Annotated in this window: 15 protein-coding genes; 5 read left to right on the top strand and 10 right to left on the bottom strand. The window is 70.3% G+C overall.

The window, feature by feature from the left end; genetic code table 11:
- The first annotated feature begins 105 nt into the window (after positions 1-105).
- Positions 106-2,208, top strand: coding sequence for a PTS fructose transporter subunit IIABC (locus tag J8N05_RS02925; protein WP_210880912.1), 2,103 nt, complete (start codon positions 106-108; stop codon positions 2,206-2,208).
- 102 nt (positions 2,209-2,310) lie between these two features.
- Here J8N05_RS02925 and J8N05_RS02920 read toward each other — a convergent pair whose 3' ends face one another.
- From J8N05_RS02920 to J8N05_RS02910, 3 genes are all read right to left on the bottom strand, one after another.
- A complete protein-coding gene (locus J8N05_RS02920) occupies positions 2,311-3,057 on the bottom strand; it encodes a DUF6227 family protein (protein WP_210880911.1) in 747 nt (248 codons plus the stop codon).
- Positions 3,058-3,214: 157 nt separating this feature from the next.
- The gene (locus tag J8N05_RS02915) at positions 3,215-4,414 is read right to left on the bottom strand and encodes a L,D-transpeptidase (protein WP_210880910.1); all 1,200 of its coding nucleotides are present in this window, start codon (positions 4,412-4,414) and stop codon (positions 3,215-3,217) included.
- A 261-nt stretch (positions 4,415-4,675) separates the two neighbouring features.
- The gene (locus J8N05_RS02910) at positions 4,676-5,704 is read right to left on the bottom strand and encodes a P1 family peptidase (RefSeq protein WP_210880909.1); all 1,029 of its coding nucleotides are present in this window, start codon (positions 5,702-5,704) and stop codon (positions 4,676-4,678) included.
- An 86-nt stretch (positions 5,705-5,790) separates the two neighbouring features.
- On the opposite strand from J8N05_RS02910, the gene J8N05_RS02905 reads away from it, so the two are divergent.
- The gene (locus J8N05_RS02905) at positions 5,791-5,973 is read left to right on the top strand and encodes a hypothetical protein (RefSeq protein WP_210880908.1); all 183 of its coding nucleotides are present in this window, start codon (positions 5,791-5,793) and stop codon (positions 5,971-5,973) included.
- Positions 5,974-6,037: 64 nt separating this feature from the next.
- On the opposite strand, the gene J8N05_RS02900 is transcribed toward J8N05_RS02905, so the two are convergent.
- From J8N05_RS02900 to J8N05_RS02875, 6 genes are all read right to left on the bottom strand, one after another.
- The gene (locus J8N05_RS02900) at positions 6,038-6,466 is read right to left on the bottom strand and encodes a large conductance mechanosensitive channel protein MscL (RefSeq protein ID WP_247706658.1); all 429 of its coding nucleotides are present in this window, start codon (positions 6,464-6,466) and stop codon (positions 6,038-6,040) included.
- A 189-nt stretch (positions 6,467-6,655) separates the two neighbouring features.
- Positions 6,656-7,198, bottom strand: a complete 543-nt coding sequence (locus J8N05_RS02895) for a hypothetical protein (RefSeq protein WP_407699962.1) — start codon at positions 7,196-7,198, stop codon at positions 6,656-6,658.
- 326 nt (positions 7,199-7,524) lie between these two features.
- The gene (locus tag J8N05_RS02890) at positions 7,525-8,367 is read right to left on the bottom strand and encodes an S-methyl-5'-thioadenosine phosphorylase (protein ID WP_210880906.1); all 843 of its coding nucleotides are present in this window, start codon (positions 8,365-8,367) and stop codon (positions 7,525-7,527) included.
- Between the two features lie 107 nt (positions 8,368-8,474).
- Positions 8,475-8,825: an FmdB family zinc ribbon protein gene (locus J8N05_RS02885; protein WP_210880905.1), complete on the bottom strand. Its 351-nt coding sequence runs from the start codon at positions 8,823-8,825 to the stop codon at positions 8,475-8,477.
- A gap of 69 nt (positions 8,826-8,894) precedes the next feature.
- A complete protein-coding gene (locus J8N05_RS02880) occupies positions 8,895-10,136 on the bottom strand; it encodes an MFS transporter (protein WP_247706657.1) in 1,242 nt (413 codons plus the stop codon).
- A 450-nt stretch (positions 10,137-10,586) separates the two neighbouring features.
- On the bottom strand, positions 10,587-12,113 hold the full coding sequence (locus J8N05_RS02875; RefSeq protein WP_210889983.1) for a potassium/proton antiporter: 1,527 nt from the start codon (positions 12,111-12,113) through the stop codon (positions 10,587-10,589).
- A 231-nt stretch (positions 12,114-12,344) separates the two neighbouring features.
- Here J8N05_RS02875 and J8N05_RS02870 point away from each other — a divergent pair, with 231 nt between their 5' ends.
- A complete protein-coding gene (locus J8N05_RS02870) occupies positions 12,345-15,149 on the top strand; it encodes a penicillin acylase family protein (RefSeq protein ID WP_210880904.1) in 2,805 nt (934 codons plus the stop codon).
- A 97-nt stretch (positions 15,150-15,246) separates the two neighbouring features.
- Here the strand turns inward: J8N05_RS02870 and J8N05_RS02865 are convergent, their stop codons facing one another.
- Positions 15,247-15,861 carry a 5-formyltetrahydrofolate cyclo-ligase gene (locus J8N05_RS02865; RefSeq protein ID WP_210880903.1) on the bottom strand — a complete coding sequence of 205 codons (615 nt, stop codon included), beginning with the start codon at positions 15,859-15,861 and terminating at the stop codon, positions 15,247-15,249.
- Positions 15,862-15,955: 94 nt separating this feature from the next.
- Between J8N05_RS02865 and galU the strand changes: the two genes are divergently transcribed.
- Positions 15,956-16,858 (top strand): UTP--glucose-1-phosphate uridylyltransferase GalU, encoded by a 903-nt coding sequence (gene galU, locus J8N05_RS02860; protein ID WP_210880902.1) that lies wholly within the window; start codon positions 15,956-15,958, stop codon positions 16,856-16,858.
- 4 nt (positions 16,859-16,862) lie between these two features.
- Entirely contained in the window at positions 16,863-18,185 is a 1,323-nt protein-coding gene (glp, locus tag J8N05_RS02855) for a molybdotransferase-like divisome protein Glp (RefSeq protein ID WP_210880901.1), read from the top strand.
- Positions 18,186-18,241: the final 56 nt, after the last annotated feature.

Below are 18,241 nucleotides of genomic sequence, written 5' to 3'. Positions count from 1 at the left end.
GGCCGCAAGGGCCGCAGTGGCTGAGGCAACCGAAGCAGTCCCCGTCCCCGTCCCCACCCCCGCCCACCACTCTCCCCGGGCGATACGCGAGCGAAGGAGCCCGCGATGAGCGAGATGATCACCGCGGAACTGGTCGACCTCGACCTGTCCGCCGATACGAAGGAAGCGGCGGCGCGTGCCCTCGCCGAGCGCATGGTGTCTCTGGGGCGGGTGACCGACCTGGACGGATTCCTCGCCGACGTCGCCGCCCGCGAGGCCCAGATGCCGACCGGCCTCGACGGCGGCATCGGCATCCCGCACTGCCGCAGCGAGCACGTCACCGAGCCGACCCTGGCCTTCGGGCGCAGCGCGGCCGGGATCGACTTCGGCGCGCCGGACGGCCCCGCCGACCTGATCTTCCTGATCGCCGCTCCGGCCGGTGCGGACGACGCCCACCTCACGATCCTGTCGTCGCTGGCCCGCCAGTTGATGAACGCCGAGTTCACGTCCGCGCTGCGGTCGGTGGACGACGCGGAGTCCGCGGCGGCGCTCATCCGCGGGGACGAGACCCCCGTGGCCGCACCCGAGCCCGCGGCAGCCGCGGAGCCCACTGCCGACGCTCCGGCCGAACCGGCGCCGACCGCGGAAACCCCCGCCGGGACCGAACCCGGGACCGAACCCGGGACCGAACCCGCGGCCGAACCCGCGGCCGAGGGCCGCGCCCGGCAGCCGTTCCGGATCGTCGCCGTCACCTCCTGCCCCACCGGTATCGCCCACACCTACATGGCGGCCGAGTCGCTGGAGAACGCGGGCCGCGAGGCCGGTGACGTCGAGGTCGTCGTCGAGACGCAAGGATCGGCCGGCTTCACCCGGCTCGACCCCGCCGTCATCGCCGCGGCGGACGGCGTGATCTTCGCGCACGACGTGCCCGTACGGGAGAAGGAACGATTCGCGGGCAAGCCCACCGTGGACGTCGGTGTGAAGGCGGGCATCAACAAGCCCGCCGAGCTGATCGCCGACGTACGCGGCAGGGCCGAGCGCGGCGAGTCCACCTCGGCCGCCCGGCCCGGCGGCACCCCGGTGGACCGGGCGGGCGACCCCGGCGACGGCTACGGCACCAAGCTCCGCAAGTGGCTCATGACCGGCGTGAGTTACATGGTCCCCTTCGTGGCCGCGGGCGGTCTGCTGATCGCGCTCGGGTTCGCGATCGGCGGCTACCAGATCAACGAGGCCAAGCCGGTCACCGAGGTCTTCCACTGGGGCCAGATCGACAGCTGGGGCGCGCTGCTGTTCCAGATCGGCGGCGTCGCCTTCGGCTTCCTGATCCCCGTCCTCGCCGGCTACATCGCCTACGGGATGGCCGACCGGCCGGGCCTCGTGCCGGGCTTCGTCGGCGGCATGATCTCGGCCAACATCAACGCCGGTTTCCTCGGCGGCCTGGCGGCCGGTCTGCTGGCCGGCGGTGTGGTCCTCGCCATCCAGCGGATCAAGATCCCGCCGGTGCTGCGCGGCATCATGCCGGTGGTCGTGATCCCGCTGATCTCGTCGATGGTCGTCGGCTTCCTGATGCTGATCGTGATCGGCAAGCCCATCGCCGAGGCCCAGAAGGCGATGACGGACTGGCTCGGCGGGCTCTCCGGCACGAACGCGGTGCTGCTCGGCGTCCTGCTCGGTCTGATGATGTGCTTCGACCTGGGCGGCCCCGTCAACAAGGTCGCGTACGCCTTCGCCACGGCCGGGATCGCCGTGCAGGACCCCAGCGACTCCGCGATGAAGATCATGGCGGCCGTGATGGCCGCGGGCATGGTTCCGCCGCTCGGCATGGCGCTGGCGACCACCCTCCGCAAGAAGCTCTTCACCCCGGCCGAGCAGGAGAACGGCAAGGCCGCCTGGGTCCTGGGCGCCTCCTTCATCTCCGAGGGCGCCATCCCGTTCGCGGCCGCCGACCCGCTGCGGGTCATCCCGGCCTCGATGGCGGGCGGCGCGGTCACCGGCGCCCTGACCATGGCGTTCGGCTCGACCCTGCGCGCCCCGCACGGCGGCATCTGGGTCACCTTCCTGATCGGCAGCCCGTTCCTCTACCTGCTGGCCATCGCCGCCGGCACGGCGGTCACGGCCGGCCTGGTCATCGCCCTGAAGGGCATGCGCAAGCAGGCTCCCGACGGCGGTACGGAGAAGTCCGCCGAGGCCGCGACGGCACCGCAGCCGAAGGAGCCGGTGGCGGCGTAAGCACTCAGCCGCAGAACCAGCACACGGCCGTGGCCCGGGACGAACTCCCGGGCCACGGCCGTGTGCTGTACGTATCTCCGTCTGCTGTCTGCCGGCTCTCCCTCAGCGCAGGTTGGCGGCCCGCCGCTCCATGGCCTCCCGGGCGTCCTCCTCCGACACGTACACCTCGCACATGTGCCGTCCGTCGGGTGTCGCCGTGTGCTCGACCTCCCACAGGGACAGCTCACGGCCGTCCCGGAGCAGGAACCCGTGCTCGTAGAGCGAGAAGCTCAGCCCCCTGCGGCCGGCCCGGACCGGCCGCCCGAAGGCCTGCGTGATCTGGTGTGCGAACGCCCTGCTCAGCAGCTCGGCCATGTCCTCGCCCGGCCGGTCCGCGTTCTCGGCGCGCCGCAGCAGCCGCCGGCCGTGGTCCGCCGAGTCGTCCGGAACATACGCGTGCAGCGGCTCAGGAACGGCCGGCAGCCGTACCAGCAGGGGCAGTTCGAAATCGGGCGTGTCCACGGGCAGCGGCAGGCGCGCGGTCGCGGTGCGCAGCTCTTCCTCGTCCTCGTAGACCTCGTGCTGGGTGTCCCGGCCCGGCGCGGTGTTGTGCACCAGCTCCCAGAGCGTGAGCGCGCTCCCATCGGCCAGCAGCCACGTATGACGGTAGGTCTCGCGGTGCAGTCCCGCGCTGTGGTGCGCGGAGTGCAGTGAACTGTCGTGCGCCAGCGCCCGGTCGAGCCGCCCTATCGTGTCGTCCGGCAGCTCGAAGGAGTTCAGGGCACGACCGAGGAGTCGCGCGAGATGCTCCTCCGGAGACTCGGGCGACTCGGGTGGTTCGTACGCTGCCGTCTCGTACGGAACGCTCAAGGCTTCTCCCGGCGTTGCTGCATGTCACCTTGTGGGTGCATACCGTAGCCCCTCGGTCGGACATCATGTCCGGGAACCGAGAAAACGTACACAGGAAAAACGCCGGGGCCGCGGGAGAAGTTCCCGCGCGGCCCGTGAAAATCACAAAACCCTTAGGTCAGAGGGCACTTCCGGCGGTCCATGCACTCCATGCCATGTTCCAGCCGTTGAGCCCGTTGTCCGGCGAGACCGTCTTGTCGGGGGAGTTCTTGACGGTCACGACGTCCCCGACGAGCGAGTTGTCGAAGAACCACTTGGCGCTCGTGTCGCTCCCGGCGCCCTGCGCGTCCGCGAGACCGATGCAGCCGTGGCTGGTGCCCTGCTTCCCGAACGGCGGATTGCCCCGGTCGTACCAGTAGTTGCCGTGGATGAAGGTCCCCGAGGTCGTCAGCCGCATCGCGTTCGGCACGTCCGCGATGTCGTACTCACCGCCGTAGCCGACCGTCGACCCGTTCATCCGCGTCTGCCGGAACTTCTCGGCGATCACCATCTGCCCGTTGTACGTGCTGTTGTCCGCGCTGCCCGACGAGATCGGGACCGTCTTGACGGTCCGTCCGTCCCGCACGACCGTCATGGTCTGCGTGTCGACGTCGACGGTGGACACCTGCGAACGCCCCACCGTGAAGGTGACCGTCTTGTCCTGCACCCCGTAGACGCCGTTCGCGCCCTCGACCCCGTCCAGGTCGACCTTGGTCGTGACCTCGGAGCCGGCCTTCCAGTACTCCTTGGGCCGGAAGTCCAGCCGCTGCGACCCGAACCAGTGCCCGACCACCTTCTGCCCGCTGCTCGACGTGACCTCGATGTGCGACTGGACGGCCTTCTTGTCGGTGATCGCCTTGTCGAAGGTGAAGGACACCGGCATCCCGACACCGACCTTCGCCCCGCCGTCGGGCGTGTACGTCCCGATGAAGCTGTTGTCCGTGGAGACCGTGGTGAAGGTGGACTTTGCCGCCGCGGTCTTCCCACTCTCGCCCTTGGCGGTGGCCGATATCCGATACTCGGTCCCCCTCTCCAGCCGCTTCCCGGGCTTCCAGCTCTTCCCGTCTCCCGCGACCGCCCCCGGTACGTCGGCTCCGGTCGCCGACTCGGTCATCTTCACCTCGGTCAGCTTCCCGTCGCTGACCTTCACACCGGTCGAGTTGATCGACGCCCCGACCGAGCCGTTCTTGGCGGAGATCACGATCCGCGCGTCGTCGGACCCACCGGACTTGCCGTCGGCCTTGGCGTCGCCGCTGCAAGCGGTGAGGGTCAGGGCGCCGACCGCCAGGGCGGCACAGGCCACCAGCGTGCGCCTCGCTGTTGCGTCGGGCGTTGTCACGGGCTGCTCCAGGTTCTCGTGATGGGCGTCGGTCCGCTCCGGTCCGTGGAGGAGGAACCACGGACAAGGAGGCGTCTTCGGACCACCCGGGTTCCCCCCGCCCGCCCCGAACACCATCACGTGACAGAGTCGGGACAATCCGAACCCGACAACCACATTTGCCTGTTGGGCAGTTGCCCCGTCTCTTCCTCGGTGGGGTGCCCTCTCCCGCTCCGCCCCTTCCCGGGGGCCCCTCCCCCCGCCCCCGATCCCCTCCTGCCCCTACCCCCTCCCGTACAACTCCCCATGCGACAGCCACACCCCGCCCGGGCCCTCCACCGACTCGGCGGCTCGTACCGCGTTCACGATCGCGCGTGTCACCAGGTCCGCGGCTGCGGCGAGGATGTCGTTCAGGGCGAGGGGGTCCTCGGCGGCGAGTGGGTGTGCGCCCGTGGCCAGGGCGAACACCGTGTCCCCGTCGTTCAGCAGATGCACCGGCCGGACGGCTCGCGCGATGCCGTCGTGTGCCGTGCCCGCCATCTTCTGGGCCTGCGCCTTCGACAGGTCGGCGTCGGTGGCGACCACCGCCAGCGTGGTGTTGAGCGGCGGGACCGAGTTCTTCGCCGCGGCCTCCGCCAGCCGCACCCGCGCCGCCCGGTGGACCTCCGCGGCCGGACAGTCCAGCTGCCCCTGGACCAACTCCCCGTACAGCACCCCCTTCTCCGGCTCCAGCACCGAGCCCGCCGCGTTGGCCACGACGAGCGCCGCCACCGTGATCCCCGATTCGAGGACGGCACTCGCCGTGCCGACCCCGCCCTTCATCATTCCGACGGCCGCCCCGGTCCCGGCGCCCACACACCCCTCCCGCACGGGCGAGCCCTGCTCGCTCGCCGCCGCGGCCTCCACCGCCTCGCGGCCCGTCGCCGCGTCCGGCCGGGCCCGGAAGTCGCCGCCCCGACCCAGATCGAAGACGCAGGCCGCCGGCACGACCGGTACGACATGGTGCGGATCGGGGCCGACCCGCACCCCGCGCCCCCGCTCCTCCAGCCAGGCCATCACGCCCGTCGCCGAGTCCAGCCCGAACGCGCTGCCGCCGGTCAGCACGATCGCCTCGACCTTGCGCACCACATTGCGCGGATCGAGCGCGTCGGTCTCCTTCGTACCGGGCCCGCCGCCCCGCACGTCCACGGCGGCGACCGCGCCGCCCTCCGGGGCCAGGACGACCGTCGTCCCGGTGAGCCAGCCGTCGCCGATCCGCGTGGCATGCCCCACACGCAGCCCGGTCACATCCGTCAGAGCGTCAACAGTCATGCGCCCAGTGTCGACCCCGGCCCCACCCGCGGAGGCGACCTCGGCGGACGCCCGGCCGCACGGCCGCCGGCGCGTACCCTGAAGGTATGAGCGAAGCCGGAACGCCCACCCCGAAACCGCGTGAGCCCAAGGCCGCGCTGGTCTTCGACGACCCGCTGAGCCGGCCGTCCGAGGACGACACGGACCGCGGGTGGGGCGAGAGGCCGACCGGCGACAGCGCCGCGGACCTGGCCCGCTTCCTGGACGAGAAGCCGCCCCACCACATCTGACCGAACCCGCGGCCCGGCCGCCGGAGAGCCGCCCCGCGAACCCTGCCCGGGCCCTCGCCCGCCGCTACCGCTCGCCGGGTCCGGAGCCGCGCTGGGCCACCAGGGCGTCGCGGATCTCCTTCAGGACCGCCAGCTCGGTGACCTCGATCACCTCCTGCGTGTTCTCCTTCGCCTTCTGGCGGGCCGCCTGCCGGGCGAGGTACTTCGACATCGGCAGCACCATCAGGAAGTACACGACCGCGGCGGTGATCACGAAGGTCAGCGTCGCGCTGAGGACGGTGCCCCACATGATGGGGATGCCGCTGGTCGCGGTCCCCGTCGCCTCGTCGAAGTCGCAGGGGGACTTCAGGCACGAGCTGTACTTGTCGAGGTCCTTGGTGCCGAAGGCGCCGACCAGCGGATTGATCACGCCCTTCACCACGGAGTTGACGATGTTGGTGAAGGCAGCGCCGATGACCACCGCGACAGCCAGGTCGACGACGTTCCCGCGCATCAGAAAGGCCTTGAAGCCGTCCCAGATGCTCGGGTCCTTCTTGTTCTCGCTCACCAGGGGGACCCTTCTCGGTTGCACAGACTGTGGAATGAACAGCTCCGCAACCTACGTCAGGGTGCGGAGCCCCTGTCCAATTCCATAACTCCAACGAGCGACTTGACAGCCAAACGGCAACCCGCCTGATCATGCTCAGCACAAGGTCACCGCCAGTCGCGAGGTCACGCCTGCCCCGGCCAGCCGTGCGGCAGTCCTCCTGGGCACGGACAGAACGACCAGCGCCCCGCCCTCGGACACGCTGTCCGAGGACTCCGGGACCTTCGTCACCCGCACCCCACGGGCCACCACCCGTGCGTCACCCGCCGCCGACTGCCCGGCCGCGACCACGTCCACCCGATCACCGGCCCTGAGCAGCCGCACGGTCGCCCCGTCGGCGATCCGCACAGCCGCCGTCACCATCTCCACCGCCCGCCGCTCCCGCACGGAATCGACCGCCACCGGTCGGGGCGGCCCCGCACCCCGCGCCACCACCTCCCGCGGCCCGGCCGCGACAAGGGCCGCCGCAGTCAAGGCCAGCCCCGCAGCCAGAGCCCGTCTCCGGCACCGAACCAGCCGCAGAAGCCGATACCGCCCACCCCGAACCCGTACAGGAGCGAAGTGCGGCACCTGGCACGTACCGGGAACGTCCGTGCGCAACGGACGCGGGAAGGAGGACAACTGCGACACGAATACCACCGCCTGCGGTCGGAGATCGCTTTCGTCCCCAGACTGCAGCCTCACGAGAATCCCCGCCGACGCCCGTGGACAGCCCCCCACTTGTGGAAAACCCCACCACCCGAAGGAGTCCTTCCCCTTCACCCCACCCGGCGCGAGCCCGACGACGGCGCCCGGGAGCGGGCCGTGCCGGTACGTCGAAAGTCCGCCGCGTACGGCTCCCGCAAAAAAGTCAGACCTTCCAAGTGAGAGCCGTATGCACGGGGGCGGCGGACTCGACGTACCGGCACGGCCCGCTCCCACCACCCACCGCCCCGGCCCCCACCCCCCGGCGCCCTCAACACGCCCTACGGCAAAGCGATCCCCGGATCCATCCCACCCAGCGCGGAAGCACACGAACAATCCCGCGAATCCCCCGAAGGCAGCCCCGCAACCGCGTCGAACAGAACCCCCCGCAACCGCTCCACATTCGCGGCGAACACCTTCAGCACCTCGTCGTGCGAGACGCCTTCCCCCGCGGCGGCCCCCGCGTCGAGATCGGTGACCAGCGTCATCGACGTGTAGCAGAGCTCCAGTTCACGAGCGAGCGCCGCCTCCGGATGCCCGGTCATACCCACCACGGACCACCCCTGCGCCCGGTACCAGAGGGACTCCGCACGGGTCGAGAACCGAGGCCCCTCGATCACGACGAGCGTCCCGCCGTCCACCGCCTCCCACTCCCGCCCGCGCGCCGCCGCGAGCGCGGCCTCGCGCCCGACGGGGCAGTAGGGGTCGGCCAGCGACACGTGCACCACGTTCGGCGTGCCGCCGTCGTGCAACGGCACCCCGTCGTAGAACGACTGCGCCCGGGACTGCGTACGGTCCACGAACTGATCCGGCACGAGCAGCGTCCCGGGCCCGTACTCGGGGCGCAGCCCGCCCACCGCACACGGCCCGAGCACCTGCCGCGCGCCGACGGAACGCAGCGCCCACAGGTTGGCCCGGTAGTTGATGCGATGCGGCGGCAGATGATGCCCGCGCCCGTGGCGGGGGAGGAAGGCGACCCGCCGCCCGGCGATCTCGCCGAGGAAGAGGGAGTCGCTGGGCGGCCCGTAGGGGGTGTCCACCTGTATCTCGGTCACGTCGTCGAGGAACGAATAGAAGCCCGACCCGCCGATGACGCCGATCTCGACGTTCTCCGTGTTCGCCATGGACGGCACCCTAACCGGGCTCCGACGGAGCCGGAAAACGCCGAAGACCCCGCCGCGCGCGTGAAGCGCGACGACAGGGTCTTCGTAGGAAAAGGCGCGAGAACGCGTCAGGCGGCGTTGCTGCCGGAGGACGAACTCGTGGACGACGACTTCGATGACGACGACTTCGAGTCCGACGAAGACGAGGACGAGGACTTGGAGTCCGACGAACTGGACGGCTTCGAGTCGGACGACGAGCCCGAGGACTTCGACGCCGAGGCGGGGCTGCTGCTCGACGACGAGCCGCGGCTGTCGTTGCGGTAGAAACCGGAGCCCTTGAAGACGATGCCTACTGCGGAGTACACCTTCTTCAGGCGGCCATCGCAGTTGGGGCACACGGTCAGGGCGTCATCGGTGAACTTCTGCACCGCCTCAAGGCCTTCGCCGCACTCGGTGCACTGGTACTGGTAGGTCGGCACTGTGTCTTCCTCCTGGCACTCTCACTCAGTGAGTGCTAACGACGGTCCATACTGACCTATTCCTCGGGATCAGTCCACTGCCACCGGCACGCGGTGACCCACGCCACGTGCGACGGTACGGCTCACGACCGGCGGAGCGAGCCGCGAACGCAGGCCCACGAGGGTCGCCAGAGCGAGCAGCGTGCCGCCCATCGGGACCAGGAAACCGGCCCCGTCCCAGAGACGGTCCTCCAGCTGTCCGGCGATCATGACGGCGGCGGCCTGGCCGAGCGCGACCGCGCCCGTCAGCCAGGTGAAGGCCTCCGTGCGGGCGCCCACCGGCACCAGCCCCTCGACCAGCGTGTAGCCGGTGATCAGGGCGGGCGCGATGCACATGCCGACCACGAGACCGGTCCCGGCGAGGACGACCGCGGACTGCGCCGCCCACAGCCCGGAGGCGGTCAGCGCCAGGGCCGCGTACCCGATGAGGAGGCGGCGGCGCGGGGCCACCTTCCAGGCGATCGCGCCGCAGACGATGCCGGAGAGCATGTTGCCCGCGGCGAACGTGCCGTACAGGACGCCGTTCAGGCCGGGCTCGCCGATCGACTCGCTGAACGCGGCCAGCGAGACCTGCATGCCGCCGAAGACGGCACCGATGCCGAGGAAGGCCACGACCAGCACCCGCACACCGGGCACGGCGAGCGCGGAATGGGCCTTCACGCGCGCGTGTCCGCCGTCACCGGCTCGCACGCCCGCGTCGACGGACGGCTGGGAGCCCCGCTGGGCGGCGAACAGCAAGCCGCCCACCAGCGTCAGTGCGGCCTCCGTGAGCAGCCCCGCCGCCGGATCCACGGCGGTGCACAGCGCGGTCGCCAGGAGCGGTCCGAACACGAAGGTCAGCTCGTCCGTGACGGACTCGAAGGCCGCCGCGGTCGTCATGAGGGGCGAGCCCTGGAGCTTGGCGCCCCAGCGGGCCCGCACCATGGGCCCGACCTGCGGCACCGAGGCACCGGTCGGCACGGCGGCGGCGAACAGGGCCCACAGGGGGGCGTCAGCGAGGGCCAGCGCGGTCAGGGAGAGGCCCGCCAGCGCGTGCACGACGACGCCGGGCAGCAGCACGGCCCGCTGACCGTGCCGGTCGGCGAGACGGCCGGTGAACGGCGCGAACAGGGCCATGGCGACACCGGTCACGGCGGCGACGGCGCCGGCGGTCCCGTACGAGCCGGTGGTGTGCTGCACGAGCAGCACGATGGAGATGGTCAGCATCGCGAACGGCTGGCGCGCGGCGAAGCCGGGGAGCAGGAACGTCCAGGCCCCGCGCGTACGCAGCAGCTGCCCGTACCCCGGGCGCTTGGAGACCGGAGTTCCGGTGGAAGCCGAAGTCCCGGTGGTAGCCGAGGTGCCGGAGGAGTCCGGAGTCCCGCCGGTCTCCAGGGTGACCGTGGATGCCACGGCCGTGCCTTTCTGCCGCCTGGTAGCGCGGCCCCTGTGGCGGGGCGCGGGGCGCCGAGAGCTGTCCTCTTGCGCGGAACTGCGGTAGATACCGGGCCGCCCGCTGAGAGGGGCACCGCGGCCGCCATACGGTCGCGCCAGCACTGCGTCAGGCAGAGTTGGTTCGATCAAGTGTGCCTTGATGATACAGGCCCCTCAGAGGCCGGACCTGTGAAAACCAGCACTTCCAAACCCGCCGCCTGGCTTTCACAACGCCCCGCCCCGACCCACCACCCGGCCTCGCCAAGCCCCGCCCCCGTCGGCCCCAGCCCAGCGCCCAGCGCCCAGCGCTCAGCGATCCCCGCCGGTCCCCAGCCAGTCCGCCAGCTTTCCGCCCTGGCCGACCGCCCGCAGCCGTCGCTCGGCGGCGTCCCGGACGGGGTCCGTCGCCACGACGAGCAGTTCGTCGCCGCGCCGCAGCACGGTCACGGGAAGCGGAACGAACGATTCTCCTCCGCGTACGACCAGCGTGACCGCGGCCCCCGCGGGCAGCCGCAGCTCGTTGATCTCGACGCCGTGCATCTTCGACCCGTCCGGGATGGCGACGGACAGCAGATGTCCGCGCAGCCGCTCCAGGGGCGCCGACTCGATCCCCAGGTCGGCGGTCTCGGAGTCGGATTTGGACAGCCCCAATTTCCGGGCCAGCCAGGGGAGCGTCGGCCCCTGCACGAGGGTGTAGACGACGACAAGGACGAACACGATGTTGAAGATGCGACGGCTTTCCTCGATGCCGCTCACCATCGGGATCGTCGCCAGGATGATGGGCACGGCGCCGCGCAGCCCGGCCCAGGACATCAGGGCCTGTTCCTGCCAGCGCATACGGAACGGCAGCAGGGCCACCACGACGCTCAGGGGTCGCGCCACCATGGTCAGCACCAGGCCGATGACGAGCGCCGGCCAGATGTCGTCGCCCATCTCGTGCGGGGTGACGAGCAGGCCGAGCAGGACGAACATGCCGATCTGCGCGATCCAGCCGAGCCCGTCGGCGAAGCCGCGGGTGGCGGGCCAGTGCGGCAGCTTCGCGTTGCCGAGCACCATCGACGCCAGATACACGGCGAGGAAGCCGCTGCCGTGGGCCAGCGCCCCGGCCGCGTACGCGGTGACCGCGATCGCCATGACCGCGATCGGATAGAGACCGGAGGCGGGAAGCGCCACATGCCGCAGCCCGTACGCCCCGAGGAAGCCCACCGCGAGCCCGATGGCCGCTCCGATGGCCAGCTCCAGCGCTATCTCGCCGATCAGGTGGTACCAGTGGTCCACCGGACCGGCCGTGGAGAACGCGACGACGAGGATGACGACCGGGGCGTCGTTGAACCCCGACTCGGCCTCCAGGACGCCCGTCACGCGCGAGGGGAGGGGCACCTTCCGGAGGACCGAGAAAACCGCCGCCGCGTCCGTGGAGGACACCACCGCGCCGATGATGAGCGCCTGCCGCCACTCCAGCCCGATCAGATAGTGGGCCGCCGTCGCCGTGACGCCGACGCTCACCGAGACGCCGACGATCGCCAGGGAGGAGGCGGCCGGCAGCCCCGGTCTGATCTCCTTCCACTTCGTGCCCAGACCGCCCTCGGCGAGGATCACGACCAGGGCCGCGTATCCGATGACCTGGGTCAGTTCGGCGCTGTCGAAGTGGACGTCGCCGATGCCGTCCTGGCCCATGGCGACGCCGATGCCCAGGTAGACGAGCAGGCTGGGGAGCCCGCTGCGCGAGGAGATCCGAACCGCTGCCACCGCGACGAGCAGGACGAGCGAGCAGACGAGCAAGAGCTGGTTGAGGTGGTGGACAGTCAGCGGCTGTTCCCTTCTCGTCGTTCCGATCCTGCTGTTCCGAGTGGCTCGGCCCGATCGGTTCCGTCAGCGCAACTACTTCGTTACCTTACCTAACTCTTGACGCTTTCTTGACGCTTGCCAGGGCATGATCGAACTTTCGTCCGCTCGGGTTCCCGACGCCGCGTCAAGCCGGGGTTGGCCCTGCGCCTATGGTTGCTCCAGCGTTCAGTCAACTGGACAAGCCCGTCTGCCGCTCGCGTGAGGACAGCAAGGACAGCGATGCCCCCCAACACCACCGCATCTTCCGGTCAGAAGTCCGGCAAGTCCGGCAGGAAGAAGGGGCGCAGAGCCCGTCTGATCCTGATCGTCCTGGTTCTGGCCATTGTCGGCGGTATCGCCTACGGGGCGTTCTGGAGCATCAGCACCGTCCGCGCCTCCTTCCCGCAGACCAAGGGTTCCATCACCCTCGACGGTCTGTCGGGGCCGGTGGACGTCAAGCGGGACGGCTACGGGATCCCGCAGGTCTACGCCTCGACCGACGAGGACCTGTTCATGGCGCAGGGCTACGTCCAGGCGCAGGACCGGTTCTACGAGATGGACGTCCGCCGCCACATGACGGCCGGCAAGCTCTCCGAGATGTTCGGCAAGAGCCAGGTGGACAACGACGAGTTCCTGCGCACGCTGGGCTGGGAACGGGTGGCGGAGAAGGAGTACAAGAGCAAGCTCTCCGCGGAGACTAAGAAGTATCTCCAGGCGTACGCCAAGGGGGTCAACGCCTACCTGAAGGGCAAGGACGGCGCGGACATCTCCCTGGAGTACGCGGCCCTCGGCTTCACCAACGACTACAAGCCGAAGGAGTGGACCCCGGTCGACTCCGTGGCCTGGCTCAAGGCGATGGCCTGGGACCTGCGCGGCAACATGCAGGACGAGATCGACCGCTCCCTGATGACCAGCCGGCTCGGCCCCAAGCAGATCGCCGACCTGTACCCGCAGTACCCGTACGACCGGAACAAGCCGATCGTGCAGGAGGGCCGGTACGACACGGTCACCGGCCAGTACTCGCAGGACAGCACCGACTCCGGCACGGGCACAGGTACTGGCACGGGTACGGGCACAGGTACGGGCACCGGCGGTACGCAGTCCGTGGCGGGCAGTGGGCTCACGAACGGCACCGAGGCCCCCGCGGGGCTGGAGAGCCAGCTGTCGGGCCTCTACGGGGTGCTGGACGACGTTCCCGAGGCCGTCGGCGTGAACGGCAACGGCATCGGCTCCAACTCCTGGGTCGTCGGCGGATCCCACACCATCAGCGGCAAGCCCCTGCTGGCCAACGACCCGCACCTGTCGCCCTCGCTCCCGTCGGTCTGGTACCAGATGGGCCTGCACTGCAAGAGCGTCTCCGACAAGTGCCAGTACGACGTCTCCGGATACACCTTCGCGGGCATGCCCGGTGTGATCATCGGCCACAACCAGGAGATCGCCTGGGGCATGACGAACTCCGGCGCCGACGTCACCGACCTCTACCTGGAGAAGCTCACCGGGGAGGGCTACGAGTACGACGACAAGGTGCTGCCCTTCACCACCCGCAAGGAGAAGATCGACGTCGCGGGCGGCGCGAGCAAGACCATCACCGTCCGGGAGACCAACAACGGACCGCTGCTGTCCGACCGCGACGACGAGCTCGTGAAGGTCGGCAAGAAGGCCGGCGTCGACAGCGCCGCCCCCGACCGCGGCGACGGCTACGGCATCGCCCTGCGGTGGACCGCGCTGGACCCTGGCACCTCGATGGACGCCGTCTTCGCGATCAACAAGGCCACCGACTGGACGTCCTTCCGCAAGGCGGCCACCCTCTTCGACGTCCCCTCGCAGAACCTCGTCTACGCGGACCGCGAGAACAACATCGGCTACCAGCTGCCCGGCCGGATCCCGATCCGCGGCGAGGGCGACGGCTCGCTCCCGTCACCGGGCTGGGACTCCAAGTACCGCTGGACCGACTACATCGACCAGGACGAACTGCCCAACGAGTACAACCCCAAGCGCGGTTACATCGTGACCGCCAACCAGGCCGTGGTCGACAAGGACAAGTACCCGTACACGCTGACCACGGACTGGGGTTACGGCACCCGCAGTCAGCGGATCTCCGACCTCATCGCGTCGAAGATCAAGAACGGCGGCAAGGTCTCCACGGACGACATGCGCCAGATGCAGCTCGACAACAGCAGCGAGATCGCCAAGCTGCTGGTGCCCAAGCTGCTCAAGATCGACGTACCCGACAAGGACGTCCGCGAGGCGCAGAAGCTCCTGGAGGGCTGGAACTACACCCAGGACGCCGACTCGGCCGCCGCCGCGTACTTCAACGCGACCTGGCGCAACATCCTCAAGCTCGCCTTCGGCAACAAGCTCCCCAAGGAGCTGCGGGTCAAGGGCCAGTGCCTGTACGTCGAACCGGCCGACTCGACCGGCCCGGTCGACGACGAGGACGACAAGGTGCGCGAGTGCGGCCAGCGCGACGCGGACAGCGCCCAGCCGGACGGCGGTGACCGCTGGTTCGAGGTGGTGCGCAAGATCCTCGACGACGAGGACAACGACTGGTGGTCGGCGCCCAGGACGCGTACCGACGACGCCGTCGACACCCGTGACGAGCTCTTCGGGCGGGCCCTCGCGGACGCCCGCTGGGAGCTGACCGCCAAGCTCGGCAAGGACCTGGACACCTGGAGCTGGGGCCGGCTGCACCGGCTGTACCTGAAGAACCAGACCCTGGGCACCGAAGGCCCGAACTTCGTGCAGTACATGCTCAACCGCGGCCCGTACAACATGGGCGGCGGCGAGGCGGCGGTGAACGCCACCGGCTGGAACGCGGCGGGCGGTTACTCGGTGGTCTGGGTGCCGTCGATGCGCATGGTGGTCAACCTCGACAACTTCGACAAGTCCAAGTGGATCAACCTGACCGGGGCCTCCGGCCACGCGTACAGCGCCCACTACATCGACCAGACCAGCAAGTGGGTCAAGGGCGAACTGCTCCCGTGGGTCTCCTCGGACCGGGCCGTCGACAAGGCCACGTCGGACACCCTGGTGCTGAAGCCCTGACAGGCACCGCTGCCGGGCATCGCTGAAAGGCATCGCTTAAAGAGCCCTCCACGCACGCGTGGAGGGCCCTTTCCCGTACCCGGGTGCTTCGGCCGGGTCAGCGGAAGCGGTGCACCCCGGACGGGGTCACCGCCGCGTGCACCGGCCGGTCGTGCGGCTCCGCGGGTACGTGGCCCACCACTTCGGAGTCGTGGAGCAGCACCACCAGGGCCGGATCGGCGCCCGCCCGCTCCAGCCGCGCGAGCACCCGGTCGTACGATCCGCCGCCGCGGCCGAGCCGCATCCCGCGCCCGTCCACGGCCAGACCCGGCAGCAGCACGGCGTCGGCGCCGAGCACGCCCTGCGGACCCAGGCGGGCGCCCGCGGGCTCCAGGAGGGTCATCCTGCCCCCGTGCCGGACGGGCACGAGTGAGTCCGGACCGTCGTACGTACCCCAGTCGAGGTCGTTGTCCGAGAGGAGCACGGGGAGCAGCACCTGCGCACCGCGCGCGTGGAGTGCGTCGAGGAGCGCACGGGTGCCCGGCTCGCTCCCCACGGAGACGTACGCCGCCACCGCGCGCGCACGCGCCAGTTCGGGCAGCTCCAGCGCGCGGACCGCGAGAGAGGCCTCCGTCTCCCGCACGTCATCGGCCGTCAACCTGTCCCTCACCGTGAGGATCTCCCGCCGCAACGAACGCTTGGCAGAGTCCTCTTCAGGCCTCAGGTGACTCATAGACTTGTTCCGTACCCTTCATAATGCGCTCATATGAGAGCGAATTAACCGGAGCCACAGATTCACTACAAAGGCACCGGATATGGTGTCGGGCATGACTCAGTCGCACCCAAGGATCAGCAAGGCTGTCATCCCCGCAGCAGGTCTCGGTACCCGGTTCCTGCCGGCCACCAAGGCCACTCCCAAGGAGATGCTGCCGGTCGTGGACAAGCCCGCGATCCAGTACGTGGTCGAGGAGGCCGCATCCGCCGGCCTCGATGACGTCCTCATGATCACGGGCCGCAACAAGCGGCCCCTGGAGGACCATTTCGACCGCAACTACGAGCTGGAGTCGGCCCTTCAGAAGAAGGGTGACGCCGGCCGGCTCGCCAAGGTGCAGGAGTCGAGCGACCTCGCCACCATGCACTACGTACGCCAGGGCGACCCCAAGGGCCTCGGCCACGCCGTGCTGTGCGCCGCCCCGCACGTCGGCCACGAGCCCTTCGCCGTACTCCTCGGCGACGACCTGATCGACCCGCGCGACCCGCTGCTCAAGCGCATGGTCGACGTCCACGAGCAGTACGGCGGCAGCGTCATCGCGCTCATGGAGGTCGAGCCCGAGCAGATCCACCTCTACGGCTGCGCGGCCGTCGAGGTCACCGAGGACGGCGACGTCGTCAAGGTGACCGGCCTCGTCGAGAAGCCCGACGCGGCGGACGCCCCCAGCAACTACGCGGTCATCGGCCGCTACGTCCTCGACCCGCACGTCTTCGACATACTCCGCACGACCGAGCCCGGCCGCGGCGGCGAGATCCAGCTCACCGACGCCCTCCAGCAGCTCGCGGACGACGAGAAGATCGGCGGCCCCGTGCACGGCGTCGTCTTCAAGGGCCGCCGCTATGACACCGGTGACCGCGGGGACTACCTGCGTGCCATTGTCCGACTCGCGTGCGAACGTGAAGACCTGGGCCCGGACTTCCGGGCCTGGCTTCGCAGTTACGTCACCGAGGAGATGTAGCAATTTGAGCACCGCCGCGACCCGTGCCACCGGCCAGGACCACCTCTGGTCGGTGACCGAGCACCTGGAGGACATCCTCGCGACCGTGCGGCCCCTGGACCCCATCCAACTGCAGATCCTCGACGCCCAGGGCTGCGTCCTGGTCGAGGACGTCATGGTGCCGGTGTCCCTGCCGCCCTTCGACAACAGCTCGATGGACGGGTACGCGGTCAGGGTCGCCGACGTCGCGGGCGCCAGCGAGGAGTACCCGGCGGTCCTCACGGTCGTCGGCGACGTGGCGGCGGGCCAGTCGGAGCTGCTCCACGTGGGTCCCGGCCAGACCGCCCGCATCATGACGGGCGCCCCGCTGCCGCCCGGCGCCGAGGCGGTCGTCCCCGTGGAGTGGACCGACGGCGGCCTGGGCCAGGGCCCCGTCTCCGGGATGCGCGCCCGCAGCACGTCCCCCGAGGGCGCCTCGGGACAGGTGCACGTCCACCGCCCGGCGGGAGCACGCGCGCACGTGCGCGCGAAGGGCAGCGATGTGCAGGCTGGCGACCGGGCCCTGTCCGCCGGCACCGTCCTCGGCCCCCCGCAGATCGGCCTGCTCGCCGCGATCGGCCGCGGGACCGTCCGCGTCCGCCCCCGCCCGCGCGTGGTGGTCCTGTCCACCGGCAGCGAACTGATCCAGCCCGACGGCGAGTTGGAGAACGGCCAGATCTACGACTCCAACAGCTACGCTCTGTGCGCCGCGGCCCGGGACGCCGGTGCGATCGCCTACCGCGTGGGCGCCGTCGCCGACGACGCCGAGACGCTCCGCGCCACCATCGAGGACCAGCTCATCCGCGCCGACCTCGTGGTCACCACGGGCGGCGTCAGCGTCGGCGCGTACGACGTCGTCAAGGAGGCGCTCTCCTCGGTCGGCGACGAGGACGAGGCGGGCGGCGGCATCGAGTTCCGCAAGCTCGCCATGCAGCCCGGCAAGCCCCAGGGCTTCGGCACCATCGGCCCCGACCACACCCCGCTGCTCGCCCTCCCGGGCAACCCCGTCTCCTCGTACGTGTCCTTCGAGCTGTTCGTGCGCCCCGCGATCCGCACCCTGGCGGGCCTGGCGGACGTCCACCGGCCCACCGTCCGGGCGACGCTCCGTACGGACAAGTCACTCACCTCGCCCGCCGGCCGCCGTCAATTCCTGCGCGGCCGGTACGCGAACGGGGAAGTGAAGCCCGTCGGCGGCGCCGGATCCCATCTGATCGCGGCCCTCGCGCACGCCGACGCGCTGATCGTCGTCCCCGAGACCGTCGAGTCCGTGGAGACCGGCACCGAGGTCGACGTGGTCCTCCTGGGCTGAGAGCTCCGGGTTGGGGGTACCGTGTCGCGCACGACAGGCACGACCGGGAGCGCCGC

The organism is Streptomyces liliiviolaceus (genome assembly GCF_018070025.1).
Classification (GTDB): domain Bacteria; phylum Actinomycetota; class Actinomycetes; order Streptomycetales; family Streptomycetaceae; genus Streptomyces; species Streptomyces liliiviolaceus.
Note: the sequence above shows the minus strand (reverse complement) of the source record. Positions and strands in the feature narration are given on the sequence as shown.

Bases quoted from the DNA above. Each gene is read 5' to 3' on its own strand.
- J8N05_RS02925 (WP_210880912.1), top strand. From the start codon at position 106: ATGAGCGAGATGATCACCGCGGAACTGGTCGACCTCGACCTGTCCGCC.
- J8N05_RS02910 (WP_210880909.1), bottom strand. From the start codon at position 5,704: ATGACTGTTGACGCTCTGACGGATGTGACCGGGCTGCGTGTGGGGCAT.
- J8N05_RS02905 (WP_210880908.1), top strand. From the start codon at position 5,791: ATGAGCGAAGCCGGAACGCCCACCCCGAAACCGCGTGAGCCCAAGGCC.
- J8N05_RS02900 (WP_247706658.1), bottom strand. From the start codon at position 6,466: ATGCGCGGGAACGTCGTCGACCTGGCTGTCGCGGTGGTCATCGGCGCT.
- J8N05_RS02890 (WP_210880906.1), bottom strand. From the start codon at position 8,367: ATGGCGAACACGGAGAACGTCGAGATCGGCGTCATCGGCGGGTCGGGC.
- J8N05_RS02870 (WP_210880904.1), top strand. From the start codon at position 12,345: ATGCCCCCCAACACCACCGCATCTTCCGGTCAGAAGTCCGGCAAGTCC.
- J8N05_RS02865 (WP_210880903.1), bottom strand. From the start codon at position 15,861: ATGAGTCACCTGAGGCCTGAAGAGGACTCTGCCAAGCGTTCGTTGCGG.
- galU (WP_210880902.1), top strand. From the start codon at position 15,956: ATGACTCAGTCGCACCCAAGGATCAGCAAGGCTGTCATCCCCGCAGCA.